The sequence below is a fragment of the Pseudomonas sp. B707 genome, assembly GCF_022496685.1.
GTDB classification, from domain to species: Bacteria; Pseudomonadota; Gammaproteobacteria; order Pseudomonadales; family Pseudomonadaceae; genus Aquipseudomonas; species Aquipseudomonas paraglycinae.
The window spans coordinates 128,630-147,818 of record NZ_WTVE01000019.1 but is presented as its reverse complement, the minus strand read 5'-3'; the positions used below and the strand labels follow the sequence as shown (position 1 = coordinate 147,818).

Annotated in this window: 18 protein-coding genes; 12 read left to right on the top strand and 6 right to left on the bottom strand. The window is 62.5% G+C overall.

What is annotated here, in order from left to right:
• Nucleotides 1-152: 152 nt before the first annotated feature.
• Together GQX66_RS09565 and fabF are read left to right on the top strand one after the other, a co-directional pair.
• A complete protein-coding gene (locus tag GQX66_RS09565) occupies nucleotides 153-947 on the top strand; it encodes an SDR family oxidoreductase (protein ID WP_085744991.1) in 795 nt (264 codons plus the stop codon).
• A 32-nt stretch (nucleotides 948-979) separates the two neighbouring features.
• Nucleotides 980-2,254 carry a beta-ketoacyl-ACP synthase II gene (gene fabF / locus GQX66_RS09560; RefSeq protein WP_240868470.1) on the top strand — a complete coding sequence of 425 codons (1,275 nt, stop codon included), beginning with the start codon at nucleotides 980-982 and terminating at the stop codon, nucleotides 2,252-2,254.
• On the opposite strand, the gene GQX66_RS09555 is transcribed toward fabF, so the two are convergent.
• Entirely contained in the window at nucleotides 2,251-2,808 is a 558-nt protein-coding gene (locus GQX66_RS09555; protein ID WP_085744989.1) for a TetR/AcrR family transcriptional regulator, read from the bottom strand. The two genes, fabF and GQX66_RS09555, sit on opposite strands and share 4 nt — an antisense overlap.
• Nucleotides 2,809-2,984: 176 nt before the next feature.
• On the opposite strand from GQX66_RS09555, the gene GQX66_RS09550 reads away from it, so the two are divergent.
• Entirely contained in the window at nucleotides 2,985-3,836 is an 852-nt protein-coding gene (locus tag GQX66_RS09550; protein WP_085607190.1) for a DUF1989 domain-containing protein, read from the top strand.
• Between the two features lie 45 nt (nucleotides 3,837-3,881).
• Here GQX66_RS09550 and GQX66_RS09545 read toward each other — a convergent pair whose 3' ends face one another.
• Both GQX66_RS09545 and eat read right to left on the bottom strand, forming a co-directional pair.
• On the bottom strand, nucleotides 3,882-4,049 hold the full coding sequence (locus tag GQX66_RS09545) for a DUF2897 family protein (RefSeq protein WP_007950938.1): 168 nt from the start codon (nucleotides 4,047-4,049) through the stop codon (nucleotides 3,882-3,884).
• A 119-nt stretch (nucleotides 4,050-4,168) separates the two neighbouring features.
• Nucleotides 4,169-5,533 carry an ethanolamine permease gene (eat, locus tag GQX66_RS09540; protein ID WP_085607188.1) on the bottom strand — a complete coding sequence of 455 codons (1,365 nt, stop codon included), beginning with the start codon at nucleotides 5,531-5,533 and terminating at the stop codon, nucleotides 4,169-4,171.
• 417 nt (nucleotides 5,534-5,950) lie between these two features.
• On the opposite strand from eat, the gene kdpF reads away from it, so the two are divergent.
• The 6 genes from kdpF to GQX66_RS09510 are packed head-to-tail and all read left to right on the top strand — an operon-like array spanning nucleotide 5,951 to nucleotide 13,856.
• Entirely contained in the window at nucleotides 5,951-6,040 is a 90-nt protein-coding gene (gene kdpF, locus GQX66_RS09535; protein ID WP_007950940.1) for a K(+)-transporting ATPase subunit F, read from the top strand.
• Nucleotides 6,041-6,048: 8 nt separating this feature from the next.
• Complete coding sequence (gene kdpA, locus GQX66_RS09530; RefSeq protein WP_039770510.1) at nucleotides 6,049-7,743, top strand: potassium-transporting ATPase subunit KdpA; 1,695 nt, start codon at nucleotides 6,049-6,051, stop codon at nucleotides 7,741-7,743.
• Nucleotides 7,744-7,759: 16 nt separating this feature from the next.
• On the top strand, nucleotides 7,760-9,820 hold the full coding sequence (kdpB, locus tag GQX66_RS09525) for a potassium-transporting ATPase subunit KdpB (protein ID WP_178083781.1): 2,061 nt from the start codon (nucleotides 7,760-7,762) through the stop codon (nucleotides 9,818-9,820).
• A gap of 57 nt (nucleotides 9,821-9,877) precedes the next feature.
• Complete coding sequence (gene kdpC, locus GQX66_RS09520; protein ID WP_134021228.1) at nucleotides 9,878-10,423, top strand: potassium-transporting ATPase subunit KdpC; 546 nt, start codon at nucleotides 9,878-9,880, stop codon at nucleotides 10,421-10,423.
• Between the two features lie 34 nt (nucleotides 10,424-10,457).
• On the top strand, nucleotides 10,458-13,109 hold the full coding sequence (locus tag GQX66_RS09515) for a sensor histidine kinase KdpD (RefSeq protein ID WP_240868454.1): 2,652 nt from the start codon (nucleotides 10,458-10,460) through the stop codon (nucleotides 13,107-13,109).
• Nucleotides 13,110-13,157: 48 nt separating this feature from the next.
• Entirely contained in the window at nucleotides 13,158-13,856 is a 699-nt protein-coding gene (locus tag GQX66_RS09510) for a response regulator (RefSeq protein WP_039770498.1), read from the top strand.
• On the opposite strand, the gene GQX66_RS09505 is transcribed toward GQX66_RS09510, so the two are convergent.
• The gene (locus GQX66_RS09505; RefSeq protein WP_085607182.1) at nucleotides 13,853-14,890 is read right to left on the bottom strand and encodes a patatin-like phospholipase family protein; all 1,038 of its coding nucleotides are present in this window, start codon (nucleotides 14,888-14,890) and stop codon (nucleotides 13,853-13,855) included. The genes GQX66_RS09510 and GQX66_RS09505 overlap by 4 nt on opposite strands.
• Before the next feature lie 217 nt (nucleotides 14,891-15,107).
• Here GQX66_RS09505 and GQX66_RS09500 point away from each other — a divergent pair, with 217 nt between their 5' ends.
• The 3 genes from GQX66_RS09500 to GQX66_RS09490 all read left to right on the top strand — a co-directional run bounded on the left by GQX66_RS09500 (nucleotide 15,108) and on the right by GQX66_RS09490 (nucleotide 17,147).
• Nucleotides 15,108-15,386: a hypothetical protein gene (locus GQX66_RS09500; protein WP_007950948.1), complete on the top strand. Its 279-nt coding sequence runs from the start codon at nucleotides 15,108-15,110 to the stop codon at nucleotides 15,384-15,386.
• Between the two features lie 77 nt (nucleotides 15,387-15,463).
• Nucleotides 15,464-16,231, top strand: a complete 768-nt coding sequence (locus GQX66_RS09495) for a CHAD domain-containing protein (RefSeq protein ID WP_134021219.1) — start codon at nucleotides 15,464-15,466, stop codon at nucleotides 16,229-16,231.
• Between the two features lie 121 nt (nucleotides 16,232-16,352).
• Nucleotides 16,353-17,147: a thioesterase family protein gene (locus tag GQX66_RS09490; protein WP_085744984.1), complete on the top strand. Its 795-nt coding sequence runs from the start codon at nucleotides 16,353-16,355 to the stop codon at nucleotides 17,145-17,147.
• Nucleotide 17,148: 1 nt separating this feature from the next.
• Here the strand turns inward: GQX66_RS09490 and GQX66_RS09485 are convergent, their stop codons facing one another.
• Both GQX66_RS09485 and GQX66_RS09480 read right to left on the bottom strand, forming a co-directional pair.
• Nucleotides 17,149-17,514 carry an Mpo1-like protein gene (locus GQX66_RS09485; protein WP_007950951.1) on the bottom strand — a complete coding sequence of 122 codons (366 nt, stop codon included), beginning with the start codon at nucleotides 17,512-17,514 and terminating at the stop codon, nucleotides 17,149-17,151.
• Nucleotides 17,515-17,638: 124 nt separating this feature from the next.
• Entirely contained in the window at nucleotides 17,639-19,120 is a 1,482-nt protein-coding gene (locus GQX66_RS09480) for a methyl-accepting chemotaxis protein (RefSeq protein WP_102686466.1), read from the bottom strand.
• Nucleotides 19,121-19,189 lie beyond the last annotated feature (69 nt).

Genomic DNA, 19,189 nt, shown 5'->3' with positions numbered 1-19,189 from the left:
CGTCGCAAGAGGGCGACAGCCTTTCCGTCGGAAAATAGAAAATTACGGCTATCATATTGGTTTCAGATTATGCCTATAATAATTTCAGTAGCCACTGAAGCCATCTGCTTTTCAGCGGTCGCTCATTCCTCACGCATTCCAGGAGTATCGTCATGAATTCCCCGAAATCCCAAGGCACGGCGCTGGTCACTGGCGCTTCTTCCGGCATTGGTGCGGTGTATGCCGAGCGGTTGGCGGCACGTGGTTTTGATCTGTTGCTGGTGGCTCGCGATCAGGAGCGCCTGGAGTCCGCGGCCAGCAAACTGCGAGACGCCCATGGCGTTCAGGTCGAAGTCCTGAAGGCCGATCTGACGCAAAAGGATGAAGTGCTCAAGCTCGAGCAGCGCCTGCGCAGCGACTCCAGCATTAGTCTGCTGGTCAACAATGCGGGGGTAGCGGTCAACGGATTGCTGGCGAACGCCGACCCGGACGAGCTGGAAAAACTGATTCAGTTGAACGTGACGACCCTGACCCGGCTGGCAGCCGCAGCCGCCTCGGCGTTCACCCGCGCCGGGCGCGGCACGATCATCAACATTGCGTCGGTGGTTGCCCTGTTTCCTGAGCGTTTCAATGCCACCTACAGTGCCAGCAAGGCTTATGTGTTGAGCCTCACCCAAACGCTTAATGCGGAACTGGAAGGCACCGGGGTCAAGGTGCAAGCGGTATTGCCCGGTGTGACCCGCACCGAAATCTGGGAACGCTCCGGATTCGATGCCAGCGGCATTCCGGCGGAAATGGTCATGGAAGCCGGCGAGATGGTCGATGCCGCACTGTCCGGTCTGGATCAGGGCGAACTGGTTACGATTCCTTCGCTGCCCGATGCAGGCGAGTGGCAAGCCTTCGTTGCCGCCCGTCATGTGATGGCGCCCAATCTGTCCCACAGTTCAGCGGCCAGCCGTTACAAGTAAAAGTCTTTTGAGTCACGAGAGGTCAACCCGATATGGATCAGCGTCGAGTAGTTGTCACGGGTATGGGCCTGGTATCGCCCTTGGGAAGCGGCGTCGAAGTCGTCTGGCAGCGCCTGCTGGCCGGGCGTTCGGGATTGCGAAACCTGCCGGAAGCGGTGATTGCCGATCTACCGAACCGGGTTGGCGGTGTGGTGCCGACGATGGAGGAGGACGCCGAAGCCGGTTTCGATCCGGATCGTGCCACGCCACCCAAAGAACAGAAGAAAATGGATCGTTTCATTCTGTTCGCGATGGAAGCTGCGCGGCAGGCGCTTGAACAGGCTGGCTGGCACCCGACTGAATCCAAGGCTCAGGAACGCACGGCCACCATTATCGGCTCCGGTGTCGGCGGCTTCGGTGCGATTGCCGATGCGGTGCGCACCACCGACAGCCGTGGTCCGCGACGCTTGTCGCCGTTCACGATCCCATCGTTTCTGGTCAACCTTGCGGCGGGACACGTCTCGATCCAGCACGGTCTCAAGGGGCCGCTTGGTGCACCGGTCACCGCGTGTGCCGCCGGGGTGCAGGCGATTGGTGACGCGGCGCGGCTGATTCGTGCCGGTGAGGCCGACATTGCAGTGTGCGGCGGTGCGGAAGCCTGTATCGATCGCGTGAGTCTTGCCGGATTTGCGGCGGCGCGGGCCTTGTCCAGCGGCTACAACGACACGCCTGAACGCGCTTCACGCCCGTTCGACAGCGGACGTGACGGTTTCGTGATGGGCGAAGGTGCAGGATTGCTGGTGATCGAGTCGCTGGAGCACGCACTGGCGCGCGGCGCACAGCCGTTGGTCGAGCTGGTCGGTTACGGCACCAGCGCCGATGCCTATCACCTGACCGCCGGGCCGGAAGATGGCAGCGGCGCTCGCCGGGCGATGACACTGGCGCTGGCCCAGGCCGGCATCACGCCGGATCAGGTGCAGCATCTGAATGCGCATGCGACTTCGACGCCGGTGGGCGACCTCGGTGAGTTGGCTGCAATCAAGTCGGTGTTTGGAACGCAAAACTCCATCGCCGTGACCTCGACCAAATCCGCGACGGGGCATTTGCTGGGCGCGGCGGGAGGTCTGGAAGCAATCTTCACGCTGTTGGCGATCCGCGATCAAATCGTTCCGCCGACCCTCAACCTGGAAAATCCCGATCCGGCCAGCGAAGGCGTGGACATCGTCCACGGTCAGGCGCGGTCGATGCCGATCGAGTATGCGTTGTCCAACGGGTTCGGCTTCGGCGGGGTCAATGCCAGTGTGCTATTCAAGCGCTGGCAGGCTTAGTCTTCCGAGCGTTTGAGGTGTTCGCGGGTGACGTCGAGGATCTGTTGCGCAAAATCGGCATCCGCAACACTGCGTGATAGCAGGAGCGCCCCTACCAGCGTTGACATGATGACGATGCTGCGTTGGGCGGCGTTATCGCCTTCGAGCGTGCTCTGGATCTGATCCAGGCGAGCCTTGAGCACTTCATCGCTGGTCGGGCTCGGCTGGCCACGTAGCCCCAGTTCCGAAGAAATGGTCAACAGCGGGCAGCCTTCATGAGGAGAGGTCTGATGCCATTCGGAGAGGTACGTATCGATGAAGGCTTCCAGTGGTTTTTCCTGGGCGAACAGCTCCTCGCACAAGCCCGCAACCTGATCGCCAGCCGCTTGCAGGGCTTTTTCAACCAACTCGTCCTTCGATTTGAAATGCGAATAAAAGCCGCCATGGGTCAGGCCCAGCGCCTTCATCAAAGGTTGCAGACCCGTCGCACCAATGCCGTCCTTGCGAAACCGCTCGGACGCTTCCTTGATAATGCGCTGATGGGTCTGGGCTTTATGATCCTGCGAGTAACGCATTTAAACTCTCCGCAACAAGAGCGCCATCTTAACCAATGCAAATTGAATGGTGACTGTACTTCTACTTCTAAAAAAACTGTCGGTGACTCCGACATGTTCGTAACAGCCATCAACGGTTGGCACGGATAGTGGTTGCAGCTTGCAAAGTTGCCATCACTTGAGGAGCAGGAGAAATCATGTACAAAGACTACCCGGCCGCCTATCAGGTCAGCAAAGGCTCGGCGTTACAGGTCAATACACCTTTCTACGAACGGATTCGCGACCGCAAGGACGGTCGCACGCTGATCGAACAATTCGAAGTGCCGATCCGCACCGGGCGTGCCTGGCACGTGCCGGCGGGGCATGTGTTTCGTGTCACCACACCGGTCGGGCCTCAGGTGGGCGATTTCAATGTGTGGAACGCACACGATCCGCGCGAGCGGATGTGGGCGGCGCGCACCCGGCAACTGCAGGGCGCGCATGTCAGCACCCATGACCGGTTATGGTCTAACCTGCCTTTTCTGCGACCTCTGGTGACCATCACCGATGACAGCCTGGCCGACTATGGCATCGACGAGCACGGTGGGCGCCTGCACGATCTGCTCGGCACGCGCTGCGATCCCTATGTGAACAAAATGCTCACTGGCGAGGATTTTCATCATCACTGCCATTCCAACCTGACCCGCGCCGTACTTCCGCACGGTCTGACCGAATTCGATGTGCATGACGTGCTGAACATCTTTCAGTGCACCGGCCTGAATCACGATGACCTGTATTTCATGAAGGCCTGCCCGGCGCAGAAGGGCGACTACCTGGAGTTCTTCGCCGAAATCGACTTGCTGTGCGCGCTGTCGACCTGTCCGGGTGGTGACTTGTCTTTGGCGATGTGGGGACCGGACGCGCAGGACCCGCTGACCGTATGCCGCCCGCTCGGTGTGGAAATCTATCGTCTGGACGATGCGCTGCTCGAAGGGTGGAGCCAGCCGGAGCGTGCGGCGTACAAAGGCCTGCATGGCTTGCACATTGCCAAGGCCGAGTGGGAAAAATAATCGCCACAAAAAACAAACCCCGCCGATTCAGGCGGGGTTTTTCGTTCAGCGGTCCTGCGCGTCCTTGATGTCCGCTTCGGCATTGCGTTCAGCGACGCGCTTGCGTTGTTCATCGGTCAGTTCGACCTTGTTGGCGGTGTCACGCAACATCATCAGACCGCCGACGATCGAGCCGATTGCAACGACCAGAATCAACCAGGCATACCAGGGCATAACGGCTCTCCTTAAGGGCAGGTCGACGGGCGAGGGTTTCGTCGTGCAACGCTGCATACCACTTTGAGCGAAGTGCATTCGCAGTGGTTCCATTCTAGGCCGGTTATGCCCGTCGCGGTTTACAGTCCGGTGAGCATGGCGTCTGCCGGGGCGTTGGCGCGCAATTGGCCGGTCAACAGGAAGTAGCCGAAACCGACTGCCATGAAGCCGAGGAAGATCAGCCCGATCAACGCATTGAACCAGGCCATCGCCACCAGGCACACCACGGCCAGCACCAATGCAATCAGCGGAATCAGCGGGTAGCACGGCGCGCGGAAGGTGCGTTCCAGATTCGGTTCTGATTTACGCAGTTTGAACAGGCTGAGCATGCTCATGATGTACATCACGATCGCACCGAACACCGCCATGGTGATCATCGCGGCAGTGAGGGTCATGCCACCGAGGTTGATCAGGCCGTCGCTGTAGATCGCGGCGATGCCGATCACGCCGCCGGCGATGATGGCGCGGTGCGGGGTCTGAAAGCGCGACAGCTTCGCCAGCGAAGCGGGCAGGTAACCGGCGCGGGCGAGGGCGAAGAACTGCCGCGAGTAGCCAAGAATGATCCCGTGGAAACTCGCCACCAGCCCAAACAGACCGATCCAGACCAGCATGTGCAGCCAGCCGGAGTTGTCGCCGACCACGGTTTTCATCGCTTGTGGCAACGGGTCGTTGATGTTCGACAGGGTGCGCCAGTCGCCGACACCTCCGGCGAAGAACATCACGCCCATCGCCAGCAGCACCAATGTCAGAATGCCGCTGATGTAGGCCTTGGGAATTGTGCGTTTCGGGTCCTTGGCTTCTTCGGCGGCCATGGCCGCGCCTTCAATGGCGAGGAAGAACCAGATTGCGAACGGAATCGCCGCGAACATCCCGGCAATCGCCGGTGCACCGAAGATGTCCGAGCCGGCCCAGCCATTGAGCGCGAAGTTGCTGAAACTGAAGGCCGGGGCGACCACGCCCATGAACACCAGCAACTCGGCGACGGCCAGGACGCAGACGATCAACTCGAAAGTCGCGGCCAGTTTCACACCGAGAATGTTCAGACCCATGAACACGATGTACGCGCCGACCGCCGCGTGTTTCGGGTCGAGGGCCGGAAACTGCACGTTCAGGTACGCGCCAATCGCCAAGGCAATCGCCGGCGGGGCGAAGACGAATTCGATCAGCGTCGCCAGTCCGGCGATCAATCCGCCTTTTTCACCGAAAGCCCGGCGACTGTAGGCAAACGGCCCGCCCGCGTGGGGGATCGCCGTGGTCAGTTCGGTGAAGCTGAAGATGAAACAGGTGTACATGGTCGCGACCATGAACGAGGTCACCAGAAAGCCCAGTGTTCCCGCGACGCCCCAGCCATAACTCCAGCCGAAATATTCCCCGGAAATCACCAGCCCCACAGCAATGCCCCACAGGTGCAACGTGCCCAGCGTGGGTTTGAGTTGTGTGTTCATGCGTTTGCTCCCTGAACGGTTTGGAAAGCTCGGGGAAGGGCGTGTGCAGTGGGCGTGCCATTTTGTATTGGCGGGTCGTAATGGGCTGAAAGCTGTCGTATCGGGGATGTTCGCGGCGCAATGCCGACAAAATTGTGCGCCAGTTGGGTGCGATGTTGTCTGTGCTGCCGTCTTCGCGGGCAAGCCCGCTCCCACAGGTGTCAGCGGTGCCTGGACGCGCGCATTTCAAATTGTGGGAGCGAGCCTGCTCGCGAAGAGGCCCGTCCACACGACGCAAAACTCACCTGTAACGCCCGCGTAAACCCACTCTTTACGCTTTCTTTATGCCCCGCGCGCACCCTCGCTCTCGTTCCTTTACAGCCTCCTTTCCGACAATGCCTCCACACGCGGCAATACGCCGTAACACGGAGATCTTCCATGAGCGTTCTGGACGGGGTGTCACTGCTATTGGCAGTGGGGCTGTTCATTTATCTGTTGGTTGCGCTGTTGCGCGCGGACCGGACTTAGGAGCGGCTATGCACAGTTATGACTATTGGCTGATCCTCGCATTCTTCGCGGTGGTCTTGCTGCCGGCGCCGTTCCTCGGGCGCTTCTACTACAAGGTAATGGAGGGCCAGCGCACTTGGCTGACGCCGATTCTCGGCCCGGTCGAGCGCGGCTGTTACCGCATTGCCGGCGTTAACCCGCAGGATGAACAGAGCTGGCAGAAGTACACGCTGGCGCTGCTGGCGTTCAACCTCGCCGGTTTCCTGCTGCTGTTCGCGATCCTGCTGTTTCAGGATCACCTGCCGCTGAACCCGCAAAACCTGCCGGGCCAGGAGTGGACCCTCGCGTTCAACACCGCCGTCAGTTTCATGACCAACACCAACTGGCAGGCCTACAGCGGCGAAGCGTCGCTCAGCTACCTGAGCCAGATGGTCGGGCTCACCGTGCAGAACTTCGTCAGCGCCGCCACCGGCCTCGCCGTACTGGTTGCGCTGTGCCGTGGCATCGGGCGCAAATCCACCAAGACCCTCGGCAACTTCTGGGTCGACATGACCCGCGCCACCCTCTACGGCCTGCTGCCACTGTGCCTGCTGCTGGCGCTGTATCTGGTGTGGCAGGGCGTGCCGCAAACCTTCGCGCAATACGTGAATGCTGTGACGATGCAGGGCGTTGACCAAGTCATCCCGCTCGGCCCGGCCGCCAGCCAGATTGCGATCAAGCAACTGGGCACCAACGGCGGTGGTTTCTTCGGCGTCAACTCGGCACATCCGTTCGAGAACCCGACCGCGTGGAGCAACCTGTTCGAAGTCGCCTCGATCATCCTGATCCCGGTGGCGCTGGTTTTCACCTTCGGCCACTACGTGAAGGACCTGCGCCAGAGCCGCGCCATCATCGGCTGCATGCTCGCGCTGTTCATCATCGGCGGCGCCACTTCGCTGTGGGCCGAGTATCAACCTAACCCTGCCTTGAACAATGTCGCCGTCGAGCAGACCGCGCCGCTGGAAGGCAAGGAAGCGCGCTTCGGCACCACCGCCACCGTGCTCTGGTCGGTGACCACCACCGCGGCGTCGAACGGTTCGGTCAACGGCATGCATGACAGCCTCAACCCGCTCAGCGGCATGGTCGCGCTGGTCAACATGATGGTCGGCGAAGTGATCTTCGGTGGCGTCGGCGCGGGGCTCTACGGCATGTTGCTGAACGTGCTGATCGCGGTGTTCCTCGCCGGCCTGATGATCGGCCGCACCCCGGAATACCTCGGCAAGAAACTCCAGGCCCGTGAAGTGCAACTGCTGGTCGTCACCCTGCTGGTGATGCCGGTCGGCGTACTGGTGCTCGGCGCGATTGCCGCGAGCCTGCCCGGCCCGGTGGCGGCGGTGAGCAACCCCGGCCCGCACGGTTTCAGTCAGTTGCTCTACGCCTACACCTCGGCCAGTGCCAACAACGGTTCGGCGTTCGGCGGCTTCGGCGCCAACACCGCGTTCCACAACCTGATGCTCGGCCTTGGCATGTTGATCGGTCGCTTCGGTTACATCCTCCCGGTACTGGCCCTGGCCGGCAGCCTGGCGATGAAGAAAACCGCACCGATCGGCCAGAACAGCTTCCCGACCCACGGCCCGCTGTTCGTGACCCTGTTGACCGTGACTATTTTGCTGGTGGGCGGCCTGACCTTCTTGCCGACCCTGGCGCTCGGCCCGATTGCCGAACACCTGAGCATGGGCTTCTAAGGAATCCATCATGAATATGCATGTTCCAGCTTCAAAACCAGCGACAGCTGCCAAGTCGGCTGAAGCTCCGAAAACCGCGATCAGCGCCCTGTGGCGTCCGGCGCTGGTGCAAGCGTTCGTCAAGCTCGACCCGCGCCAGTTGCAACGCTCGCCGGTGATGCTGGTGGTCGAACTGACGGCGATCCTGACCACCGTGCTGTGCTTCATTCCCGACAGCAGCGTACCGACCTTCGTTGCCGCGCAAATTGCCCTGTGGCTGTGGTTCACCGTGCTGTTCGCCAACTTCGCCGAAGCGCTGGCCGAAGGTCGCGGCAAGGCCCGCGCCGACAGCCTCAAGGCCGGCAGCGAGGGCCTCAGCGCCCGACGCAAACTGGCCAACGGCAGCTTCCAGGTCGTACCGGCCACCAGTCTGCGCAAGGGCGATGTGGTGCGCGTCGAAGCCGGGGAAATGATCCCCGGTGACGGCGAGGTCATCGAAGGCATCGCGGCGGTCAACGAAGCGGCGATCACTGGTGAGTCTGCTCCGGTGATCCGCGAGTCCGGCGGCGACCGCTCCGCCGTCACTGGCAACACCCGGCTGGTGTCCGACTGGTTGTTGGTGAAGATCACCGCCAACCCCGGTGAATCGACCCTCGACCGGATGATCGCGCTGGTCGAAGGTGCCAAACGCCAGAAGACCCCGAACGAAGTGGCGCTGGACATCCTGCTGATCGGCCTGACCCTGATCTTCCTGCTGGTGGTCGTGACCCTGCAGCCGTTCGCCCACTTCGCCAACGGCAGCCTGCCGCTGGTGTTCCTGGTGGCGTTATTGGTCACGCTGATTCCGACCACCATCGGCGGTCTGCTGTCGGCGATCGGTATCGCCGGGATGGATCGTCTGGTGCGCCTGAACGTGATCGCCAAGTCCGGTCGCGCGGTGGAAGCGGCGGGTGACGTGCACGTGTTGCTGCTGGACAAGACCGGCACCATCACTTTCGGTAACCGTCGTTGCAGTGCGGTATATGCCGCGCCGGGTGTGAACGCCCGTGAACTGGCCGAAGGCGCGCTGTTCGCCTCGCTGGCTGACGAAACCGCTGAAGGCAAGTCCATCGTCGAGTACCTGCGCGGCTCCAATCCGCAGCCTGAACCTTCGCCGGAAACCCTGACCGCCGTACCGTTCAGTGCTGAAACCCGCTTGTCCGGTGTCGACTATCAGGGCCGTGTATTCCGTAAGGGCGCGGTGGATTCGCTGTTGGCGTTCCTCGGTCAACAACGCAAGGATCTGGCCCCGGCGCTGTCCCGGGAAATCGACAAGATTGCCCAGAGCGGCGGCACGCCGTTGCTGGTGTGCGCCGACGGCAAACTGCTCGGTGCGATCCACCTGAAAGACGTGGTCAAGCCAGGCATCCGCGAGCGTTTCGCCGAGCTGCGCAAGCTGGGGATCCGCACGGTGATGGTCACCGGCGACAACCCGCTGACCGCTGCCGCGATTGCCGCTGAAGCAGGCGTCGACGATGTGCTGGCCGAGGCCACGCCGGAGAAAAAACTCGCCCGTATCCGTCACGAGCAGAACGACGGTCGTCTGGTCGCGATGTGCGGCGACGGCGCCAACGATGCCCCGGCGCTGGCCCAGGCTGACGTTGGCATGGCGATGAACGACGGCACCCAAGCCGCGCGCGAAGCGGCCAACATGGTCGACCTCGACAGCGACCCGACCAAGTTGCTGGACGTGGTGCAGATCGGCAAGGAATTGCTGGTGACCCGTGGCGCGCTGACGACCTTTTCCATCGCCAACGACGTGGCCAAGTATTTCGCGATCCTGCCGGCGCTGTTTGCCGCGATCTACCCGCAGCTCGGCGTGCTGAACATCATGCAGTTGAGCAGCCCGCAGAGCGCGATCCTGTCGGCCATCGTTTTCAACGCCCTGATCATCGTGGTGCTGATCCCGCTGGCCCTGCGCGGCGTGCGGGTGCAGGCAGCGAGCGCGGCGGCGCTGCTGCGTCGCAATCTGCTGATCTATGGCCTGGGCGGGATTCTGGTGCCGTTCGTGGGGATCAAGGCGATCGACATGCTGTTGACGGCGTTGCATCTGGTTTGAACCTGAACAGCGGTGTGCCGGGCACACCGCTTAAAGCACGAATTCGAGGATTTTGAAATGTCCACAATGTTACGTCCGGCCCTGAGCCTGCTGGTGCTGATGACCCTGGTGACCGGCGTTGCCTATCCGCTGGTAGTTACGGGCGTTGCGCAGGTTGCCTTCCCCGAGCAGGCCAACGGCAGCCTGGTGCGCGATGCCGAAGGCAAGGTGCGCGGCTCGTCGCTGATCGCTCAGGATTTTGTCGGCGATGCCTGGTTCCATCCGCGTCCTTCGGCTGGTGCCTTTGCCACCGTGTCGAGCAGTGCGAGCAACCTGTCGCCAAGCAATCCGGCGCTGGCCACTCGGGTGATCGACGACGCCAACAAGCTGCAGGTGCCCGGTCAGGGTCCGGTGCCGCTGGCGCTGGTGACCACCTCCGGCAGTGGCCTCGATCCGCACTTGCCACCGGCGGCGATTGCCTATCAACTGGCGCGTGTTGCGGCAGCGCGCAATCTGCCGGTGGCGACCTTGCAGCAGTTGCTCGACGCGCACATCGAACAGCCTCTGGTGGGTCCGCCGGTGGTGAATGTGCTGGCGCTGAACATGGCGCTGGAAAAGCTGTGAATCGCGATCACATCAGGAAGAGAGAGCTTCAAGCATGAGTGACTCCGGCCGCGCCGACGCGCTGTTAGCAGAACTGCCCCGCGACGGACGCGGCCGGCTCAAGGTTTTTCTCGGCGCAGCGCCGGGTGTGGGCAAGACTTACGCAATGCTGCAGGCGGCCCATACCCAGTTGCGCCAAGGCGTGAAAGTCATTGCCGGCGTGGTCGAAACCCACGGCCGTGCCGAAACCGAAGCGCTGCTTGGCGGCTTGCCGCAGTTGCCGCTGGTGCGCTCGGAATATCGCGGCGTGACGCTTGAAGAAATGGACCTCGACGGCCTGCTCGCGGCCAAGCCGAAACTGGTGCTGGTCGACGAACTCGCCCACAGTAACGCCCCCGGCAGCCGCCACGCCAAACGCTGGCAGGACATTCAGGAACTGCTTGCCGCCGGCATCGACGTGTACACCACGGTCAACGTCCAGCACCTGGAAAGTCTCAACGATCAGGTGCGCGGCATCACCGGTGTGCAAGTGCGCGAAACCCTGCCGGACTGGGTGTTGCAGGAAGCCTACGAACTGCTGCTGATCGACCTGCCACCCCGCGAACTGCTCGAGCGCCTGCGCGAAGGCAAGGTCTACGTGCCGGAGCAGGCACGCGCCGCGATCGATGCATTTTTTACCCAGACCAACCTCACCGCGCTGCGCGAACTGGCGATGCAGACCGCTGCCGCGCAGGTCGATAACGATCTCGCCCAAGGCTATCGCCAGCTCGGTCAAGCCGCGCCGGCGGTACGTGGGCGCTTGCTGGTCGGCGTCGATGGCGATGCCCAGGCGGAACGGCTGGTGCGTCACGCCAGTCGCGTTGCCCAGCGCCGACATTTGCCGTGGAGTCTGGTGCACGTCGACAACGGCAGCGTGCGTGACGAGCAATCGCGGCTGCGCCTGCAAAGCGCCCAGCAACTGGCCGAACGCCTCGGCGGCGAAGTGGTCCTGCTGCGGGCCGGTGAAGTGGCAAAAACCCTGATCCAGCATGCGGCGGAACGTCGGGCGAGTCTGGTGCTGGTCGGCCAGTCGCGACCACGCCTGCGCAGGCGTCTGTTCGGTGGTGGGCTGGCGGCGCGTTTGCTGCGTCAGGCCCATGGTCTGGAAATCAACGTGCTGGACAGTGATCAGCAACAGCATCAACCGCGCCTCCGTGTAGCGCCGACGCTGGTGTGGTTCGACTATGCGCTGGCGCTGGTGGCGACAATTCTGGCCAGTGCGCTGGCGTGGGCGGTGTCCAGCGTGCTGCCGCTGCCGAACATCTCGCTGGTGTTCCTTGCGGCGGTGTTGCTGGTGGCGGTGCGCAGCAGTCTCGGCCCGGCGCTGGCCTGTGCGGCGCTGTCGTTTCTGACCTATGACTTTCTGTTCATCCCACCGAATTTCTCCTTCAGCATCCAGCGCGAAGAAGACGTGCTGACGTTGCTGTTCTTCCTGCTGATGGCGGCGCTCACCGGTAACCTCGCGGCGCGTCAGCGGCGGCAATTGCAGGCACTGCGCGATACCCAGGAAGAGACCACCGAGCTGCTCGACCTGTCGCGCAAACTCACCGCCGCCACCGACCGTCAGGCCGTGGTCAGCGCCGCAGCCCAGCACCTCAATGGCTGGAGCGATCTGCAACTGTGCCTGCTCAATCGTGACGGGCAGGGCGGCTGGAAAGTCGAAACCGGCGGGCCGCTGCAATTCACTGAATCCGAACGCGCCGCCGCCGACTGGGCGTGGCAACACGATCAGCCGGCGGGCATGGGCACCGGCACGTTGCCGTTCGGCCGCTGGTGGTGGTGGCCGCTGTCGGTGGAGGACGGGCCGCTGGCGTTGCTCGGTGTGTGCGCCAAAGAGGGCCAGACCCTGAGCGGCCAGCGCCGTCGCTTGCTGACCGCGTTGAGCCAGCCTTTGGCTCAAGCATTGGCCCGTGCGCAACTGGCCGATGACCTGGAAGCCGCGCGCCTGCACGGCGAAACCGAACAACTGCGCAGCGCCTTACTGGCCTCGGTGTCCCACGATCTGCGCACGCCGCTGACCTCGATGCGCGGCAGCATCGACAGCCTGCTGGCCCTCGGCGAAGCGATCCCGCTGGAGGATCGCCGCGAGCTGCTCGAAGGCACCCGCGATGAAGCCGAACGTCTCGACCGCTACATCCAGAACCTGCTGGACATGACCCGTCTCGGCCACGGCGCCCTGAAGCTTGCGCGGGATTGGGTGTCGCCGGCGGACATCGTCGGTAGTGCGCTCAATCGTCTGCGAGCCGTATTGTCGTCGTTGCAAGTGAGCACTGATGTACCGGCCGAGTTGCCGCTGCTGTATGTGCATGCCGCGCTGATCGAACAGGCGCTGGTGAACGTGCTGGAAAACGCCGCCCGCTTCTCACCGTCCCACGGACGTCTGCAACTGCGCGCCGGGGCGGATGACAGCGAAGTATTTTTCTCGGTCAGCGATGAAGGGCCGGGGATTCCGGTCGATGAGCGAGCGAAGATTTTCGACATGTTCTACACCGCCGCCCGGGGTGATCGGGGTGGGCAGGGGACGGGGTTGGGGCTGGCGATCTGTCAGGGCATGGTCGGCGCCCATGGCGGGCGGATCAGTGTCGGCGACGGCATCGACGGGCGCGGCACCTGCATCACCCTGCACCTGCCGTTGCAGACGCAACCGGGGATGGACGGTGAAGCCTGATCCACGCTGCGCTACTCTCTTGCCACTCTTTTGTGTTGATGTGAACTCATGAGCCAGACCGCGACCATTTTGGTCATCGATGACGAACCGCAGATCCGCAAGTTTCTGCGCATCAGCCTCGCTTCCCAGGGCTACAAAGTGCTGGAGGCCGGCACCGGCGCCGAGGGCCTGGCCCAGGCGGCGCTGAACAAACCGGATCTGCTGGTGCTCGACCTTGGCCTGCCGGACATGGACGGCCAGCAAGTGCTGCGCGAGTTTCGCGAATGGGCCACGGCGCCGGTGCTGGTGCTGTCGGTGCGCGCCAGTGAAGGGCAGAAAGTCCAGGCGCTGGATGGCGGCGCCAATGACTACGTGACCAAGCCGTTCGGCATTCAGGAGTTTCTCGCTCGGGTGCGCGCGTTGCTGCGTCAGGCACCGGCCGGCGAAGCGCAGCAAGCCGCGTTGAATTTCGGCCCGCTGACCGTGGACCTGGCGTATCGCCGGGTGTTGCTCGACGGTGTCGAAGTCGCCCTGACCCGCAAGGAGTACGCGGTGCTGGCGCAACTGGCGCGGCATCCGGGGCGGGTGATCACTCAGCAGCAATTGCTCAAGGATATCTGGGGCCCGACTCACACCGAGGACAGCCACTACTTGCGGATTGTGGTCGGGCATCTGCGGCAGAAGCTGGCAGACGATCCGACCCGGCCCCGGTTCATCGTGACCGAGGCCGGCGTCGGTTATCGCTTGTTGAGTGAGAGCAGCCTTTAGTTCTGCTCGCTCTCGTAGCGGTCGAGGGTATCCCGGGCAATCTCGCGACCCAGCGCGATCAGCTCCGGCGCCTTGTAGAACTCGAAGAACCGGCACACCCGTTTCGGCACGTTGATCAGGATGTCCGGCGGATACCCGGCGATCTTGTACTGCGCCAGCGAGGTCTGCATCACCTCGAAACTCTGGTTGATCAGGTCGAGCAATGACGCCGGCCCGACGTTATCGATGATGAATGATCCGGTGGCGGATTTCGGCGCGCCATCGCGTTCGGGGGCGGCGGCCGGTTGCTGGGTTTCCGGCTCGGCGCCTTCGACCCACGGATTGATGTCCGCCGCTTCGGCACGCAGCGCTTCCTGTTCCAGCATCAGCAGTTGCTCGGCCTGTTTGCGGCGGAACGGCATCTTCGAGCCCAACGAATTGATCAGGCTGTCGAAGCGCGTGCGGAACGCGGCGGGCCGCTGGATCACCGGCAGTTTGTAATGGCGCTGGTTGGTCGAGTTGAGATTGACCGCGATGATCAGATCGCAATGGCTCGACACCACCGGCACGATCGGCAACGGGTTGAGAATGCCGCCGTCCACCAGCATCCGGTTGCCTTGCATCACCGGGGTGAACAGGCTGGGAATCGCCGCCGAGGCGCGCATCGCCTGATGCAGGCAGCCTTCCTGGAACCAGATTTCCTGTTGATTGGTGAGGTCGGCGGCTACGGCGGTGTAGGGGATGCGCAGGTCTTCGATGTTGATCTCGCCGACGATCTTGCGGATCTGGCCGAAGACTTTTTCGCCACGGATCGCACCGAGTCGGAAACTCACATCCACCAGGCGCAACACGTCGAGGTAATCCAGGCTTTCGATCCAGTTGCGGTACTCGTCGAGCTTGCCGGCGGCGTAGATTCCGCCGACCACGGCCCCCATTGAACAGCCGGCAATACAACTGATGTCATAGCCCCGTCGTTCGATCTCTTCAATGACCCCTATATGGGCATAGCCCCGGGCGCCACCGGAGCCCAGCACCAGTGCGACACGCTTTTTCATCCAACTTCCTCCCGACAAGGTTGCACAATGCACCCATCGAGGGCCGGGCTTCAATCGCCGGGGTCGCTCGGGGCGGCGATGGCGTCGTTTTTTCGATACTTCATGACCCGTCGGCGTTATCTTTTGCAGAGCGGTGCAAATGCGGGACGCAAGGCACTTTTTCGCTGCCGCACCGTCTTACCTGCACGACTGTTGACCAATCTTCGAGGTGTGAGTGATGAAAGCCTGGATCTGTGTGCCGTTGATGGCGCTGGCATTGGCCGGTTGCGCCGGCAAGACCGCTTACCGCGACAGCTGCGGCAGCCAGCTGGACGCGGCGTGGCATGAATTGGATCTGGCTAAGGCCGAAGGTTTTGCCGGCACCGTCAGCTATTCCAAGGCGTTGTCGCTGTTGACGGCGGCCAAGACCCAGCAGCAATTCGAAGGGTTTGAAGGCTGCACCAAGAAAGCCGAAAAGGCACGTTTCTACATTCGCGAATCCCGCGCCGGGCGCTAAGCTGCTGACGTGGCGCAAGGGCAGGTCCCTTGCGCAGGTGCACACTCATGCAGCGCCATTGAATTCAGGAGCAAGTAATGTCTGCGTTGGTCGATCGGTTGGTGGCTCATGTCTTGAGCCTGGAAGTCAGGCTGCTGGGCTGTCAGGCCCGTTTGACCGCTCGAACCGACCCTGAAGCACTGCACGATCTGCGCACCACCGTGCGGCGCTTGCGCAGTCTGCTGCGACCGTTGCGCGGCTTGCCCGGTGTCGAGCAACTGGAAAGCGCGGCGGCCAGCGTCGGGCAACTGACCACGCCGTGGCGCGATCGCGAGGTGTTGGCAGCCTGGCTGATCAAACACGATCAGCCCGAAGCCGCGCAGCGCCGCATGGCGCAGATGGCCGAGGCGTACCCGACGCTGGCGGCCAGCGCCGAAGTGGCGTCGCTGTTGATGATCCTCGACGCCTTTCCGCGTTTTCTGCGCGCGTCCCAGCGCCAGGGACTACTCAAGAATCTGGACAGACGCATCGAAAAACGTCTGGGCAAACAATGGAAGAACCTCGATGTGGCGCTGCACGACCCGGCCCATGACCGTCATCGCCTGCGCCTGCTGATCAAGCGCGTGCGTTACGGCATCGAGGCCTATCCTGAACTGGATCGTTTGCCCGAAGCCGCATTAACCCGTTTGAAGTCCGCACAAGGCGCCCTCGGTGACTGGCACGATTGCTGGCAATGGCTGGCCCGCGCCGAGCTGGAGCCGGATCTTCAACCCTGCGTCGCCACTTGGCAGGCGACCATGGCCAAGGCCGAAATCAAGGCCGACCGGGTGCTGGAAAAACTCAGCGCAGCCTGCTTCAAGTCCTGAAACCCGCTGGCGCGCAGCATCGCTGTCTTATCTGTCAGTCTCTTTGACCGGAATGGACGCTGCGCCGCTCTGCCGCGCTGGTTAAGATCCGGTCATTCCCTTTTTCGTGTCCGAGGTTTCCATGCGCTTTTGCGATCTGATCGATGCTGTCCGTCGTCAACCGGAGGTCACGATTCCGGCGGAGTGGGGGCAGGGCCGGGCCAGTTTTGGCGGATTGGTGGCCGCGCTGCAATTTGAAGTGATGCGCACCAAGGTTCCGACCGATCGGCCGGTGCGTTCGCTGGCGATCACCTTTGTCGGCCCGGTCGAGCCAGAAGTGCCGGTGAGCTTTGAAGTCGAAGTACTGCGCGAAGGCAAAGCGGTCAGCCAGGTGCTGGGGCGCGCTGTGCAGAACGGTCAGGTGGTGACGATGGTGCAAGGCAGCTTCGGGGCTTCGCGGTCGTCGGAAGTGGCGGTTGAAGCCTATCCGGCACCGGAGATGAAACACTGGGATGACTGCCAGGAACTGCCGTATATCAAGGGCGTAACCCCCGAGTTCATGCGCCATCTGGCGATGCGCTGGAGTGTCGGCGGCATGCCGTTCACCGGCAATCAATCGCGGCTGATGGGCGGCTGGGTGCGTTTGCGTGGGGATGTGAAGGAAGAGCCGGTCAACGAAGCGCACCTGCTGGCGCTGGTCGATGCCTGGCCGCCCGCGCTGTTGCCGTATCTGAAGAAGCCGGCACCGGGCAGCACGCTGACCTGGACCATCGAATTCGTTCAGCCGTTACGGGATTTGAGTACGCTGGATTTTTGCCAATACCTGGCGGACATCGAGTATGCGGCTGACGGTTACGGGCATGTCGCCGCCAAGCTGTGGAGCGCGAAGGGTGAACTGATTGCCATGAGTCGGCAGACGGTGACGATCTTCGCCTGACTCAATGGCGGCGATGGCGTTCACGCCAGGCGCGAAACCAGCCGCCACTGAGGAAGAACCGCGGAAACGTCAGGAACTGCTCGACCAGCAGACGCGAGACGGCGTCCTTGCGATCACTGAACGGCTCGGAGGCTTGCGCCTCCAGGCTGTGGCCGTGACGCTGCAGACCCAGCGCCGCGATGATGCCGATCACGCCGATCGCCACGCTGGCCAGACTAAGGCTGAACACGCCTGAGACGATCAACAGAAACGCGACGATGAACAGCGGCACGGCAATCAGGTGCAGCACCAGATTGGTCGGGTGCTGATGGTTGTTCGGGTACGCGCGCCATTGCCACGCGGGAAGGTTGGGGTGACGTTTGCCCATGTTGCTGCTCCTCGATCCATGTTCGTTCGGTACATGGTTGAAGAATAGGCCGGGGCAGCGAGGGCGGCGAATCAAGGTTGGCTATTGAAGTGATAGGAACAATGGCCATTCTTGATGTTGCCCCCTAGAGCTTCAATTGGCCGATCGCCTTGTTCAATTCCCCGGCCAGTGTCGCCAACTCGTTACTGGTGGTCGCCGAATCCACGGTCTGTTGTACGGTGTTTTCGGTGACATCGCGAATGCTCACCACGGCGCGGTTCATCTCTTCGGCCACCTGACTTTGCTGCTCCGCCGCCACCGCAATCTGCGTGTTGCTCTCGCGCATCTGCGCTACCGCCCCGGTGATTTCCGCCAGCGCTTCACCAGCTTCTTGCGCCTGCTGCACGCAGTCATCGGCCTTGTACGAACTTTCCTGCATGAAGTCCACCGCGTCGCGGGTGCCGGCCTGCAACGCCGAGACCATGGTGGTGATCTCATCGGTGGAGGTCTGCACACGTTTGGCAAGGTTGCGCACCTCGTCGGCGACCACCGCAAACCCGCGACCCATCTCCCCGGCGCGCGCCGCTTCGATGGCGGCGTTGAGTGCGAGCAGATTGGTTTGTTCGGCGATGCTGTGGATCACGCTGACCACGCCGTTGATCTTTTGGCTGTCCTCGGCCAGACGCTGGATCATCTCGGCGGTCTGCTGCACGCCGCTGGACAGGCCGGCAATCGAAGTCTGCACCCGGCTCACCACTTGCTGGCCACTGCCGGCCAGGCCGTCGGCGGTCTGCGACAGGTCGCGAGTGGCGCCGGCGTGCTGGGCGATGTGGTAGACGGTGGCGGTCATTTCGTTGATCGCCGTGGCGGCCTGATCGGTTTCGCTCTGCTGGCCGAGCATGCCGTGACGTACTTCGTTCATGCTCGACGCCAGTCGCGCGGCACCGACATCGAGCTGCCGCGCGGTGTTGGCCACGGTGGTCACTACTCGCTGATAACCAGCCTGCATCGCATTGAACGCGTTGGCCATCTGACCGACTTCATCCTTGCAGGCCAGCGGCACCCGGGCGGCAAGGTCGCCGGTTTTCTCCACGTGCAGCATCACGTCCTTGAGCGTATTGAGCTGACTGAGCAGAAAGCGGATCAACAATTGTGAAGCGCCGAGCATCGCCAGCATCAGGATGAACACCGCCACCGCGTAGTTGGCGAAGCGCTCGCTGAACACCTGGCTGAGGCTGGGGGCGTAGGCAATCACGGCGACCTGCTGACCATCGGCACGGCTGAAAACCTCGGCGCCGAGCAGCGGGTTTTCGCCGAACAACGGCAGGTGACTGATCTCGATCCAGCCGCCGCTGTCGGTGATCTCCAGCAGCGGCTGATCGTTGAGGCGCGGCGCTTCACCGCGTTTGAAAGTCAGCACCTGTTCGGATTTTGGCAGCGCCTGCCCGGCCGGCCAGGCCTTGAGCAATTGCGCCTGGGCCTGGGCCGAGGTTTGCGCGGCGTGGCTGCGGGCCTGTTGTTCGAGCTGCACGGCGTACAGCACCAGCAACAGGGTGGTGACAAAGGCGACCGCGTTGACCGCCCAGAATTTGTATTTCAGCGAGATATTGCTAAGCCAGGCACCCATGGAGGTCTTCTCTGATAGCGGAAACAGTTTTGGCAAGGTGCCATTATTGTGCCGCTACGCAGGTGTCCG

Bases quoted from the DNA above. Each gene is read 5' to 3' on its own strand.
- GQX66_RS09495 (WP_134021219.1), top strand. From the start codon at position 15,464: ATGTCTGCGTTGGTCGATCGGTTGGTGGCTCATGTCTTGAGCCTGGAA.
- kdpA (WP_039770510.1), top strand. From the start codon at position 6,049: ATGCACAGTTATGACTATTGGCTGATCCTCGCATTCTTCGCGGTGGTC.
- GQX66_RS09545 (WP_007950938.1), bottom strand. From the start codon at position 4,049: ATGCCCTGGTATGCCTGGTTGATTCTGGTCGTTGCAATCGGCTCGATC.
- GQX66_RS09500 (WP_007950948.1), top strand. From the start codon at position 15,108: ATGAAAGCCTGGATCTGTGTGCCGTTGATGGCGCTGGCATTGGCCGGT.
- GQX66_RS09565 (WP_085744991.1), top strand. From the start codon at position 153: ATGAATTCCCCGAAATCCCAAGGCACGGCGCTGGTCACTGGCGCTTCT.
- eat (WP_085607188.1), bottom strand. From the start codon at position 5,533: ATGAACACACAACTCAAACCCACGCTGGGCACGTTGCACCTGTGGGGC.
- GQX66_RS09555 (WP_085744989.1), bottom strand. From the start codon at position 2,808: ATGCGTTACTCGCAGGATCATAAAGCCCAGACCCATCAGCGCATTATC.
- GQX66_RS09485 (WP_007950951.1), bottom strand. From the start codon at position 17,514: ATGGGCAAACGTCACCCCAACCTTCCCGCGTGGCAATGGCGCGCGTAC.
- GQX66_RS09490 (WP_085744984.1), top strand. From the start codon at position 16,353: ATGCGCTTTTGCGATCTGATCGATGCTGTCCGTCGTCAACCGGAGGTC.
- fabF (WP_240868470.1), top strand. From the start codon at position 980: ATGGATCAGCGTCGAGTAGTTGTCACGGGTATGGGCCTGGTATCGCCC.
- kdpB (WP_178083781.1), top strand. From the start codon at position 7,760: ATGCATGTTCCAGCTTCAAAACCAGCGACAGCTGCCAAGTCGGCTGAA.
- kdpC (WP_134021228.1), top strand. From the start codon at position 9,878: ATGTCCACAATGTTACGTCCGGCCCTGAGCCTGCTGGTGCTGATGACC.
- GQX66_RS09515 (WP_240868454.1), top strand. From the start codon at position 10,458: ATGAGTGACTCCGGCCGCGCCGACGCGCTGTTAGCAGAACTGCCCCGC.
- GQX66_RS09480 (WP_102686466.1), bottom strand. From the start codon at position 19,120: ATGGGTGCCTGGCTTAGCAATATCTCGCTGAAATACAAATTCTGGGCG.
- GQX66_RS09550 (WP_085607190.1), top strand. From the start codon at position 2,985: ATGTACAAAGACTACCCGGCCGCCTATCAGGTCAGCAAAGGCTCGGCG.
- GQX66_RS09510 (WP_039770498.1), top strand. From the start codon at position 13,158: ATGAGCCAGACCGCGACCATTTTGGTCATCGATGACGAACCGCAGATC.
- GQX66_RS09505 (WP_085607182.1), bottom strand. From the start codon at position 14,890: ATGAAAAAGCGTGTCGCACTGGTGCTGGGCTCCGGTGGCGCCCGGGGC.
- kdpF (WP_007950940.1), top strand. From the start codon at position 5,951: ATGAGCGTTCTGGACGGGGTGTCACTGCTATTGGCAGTGGGGCTGTTC.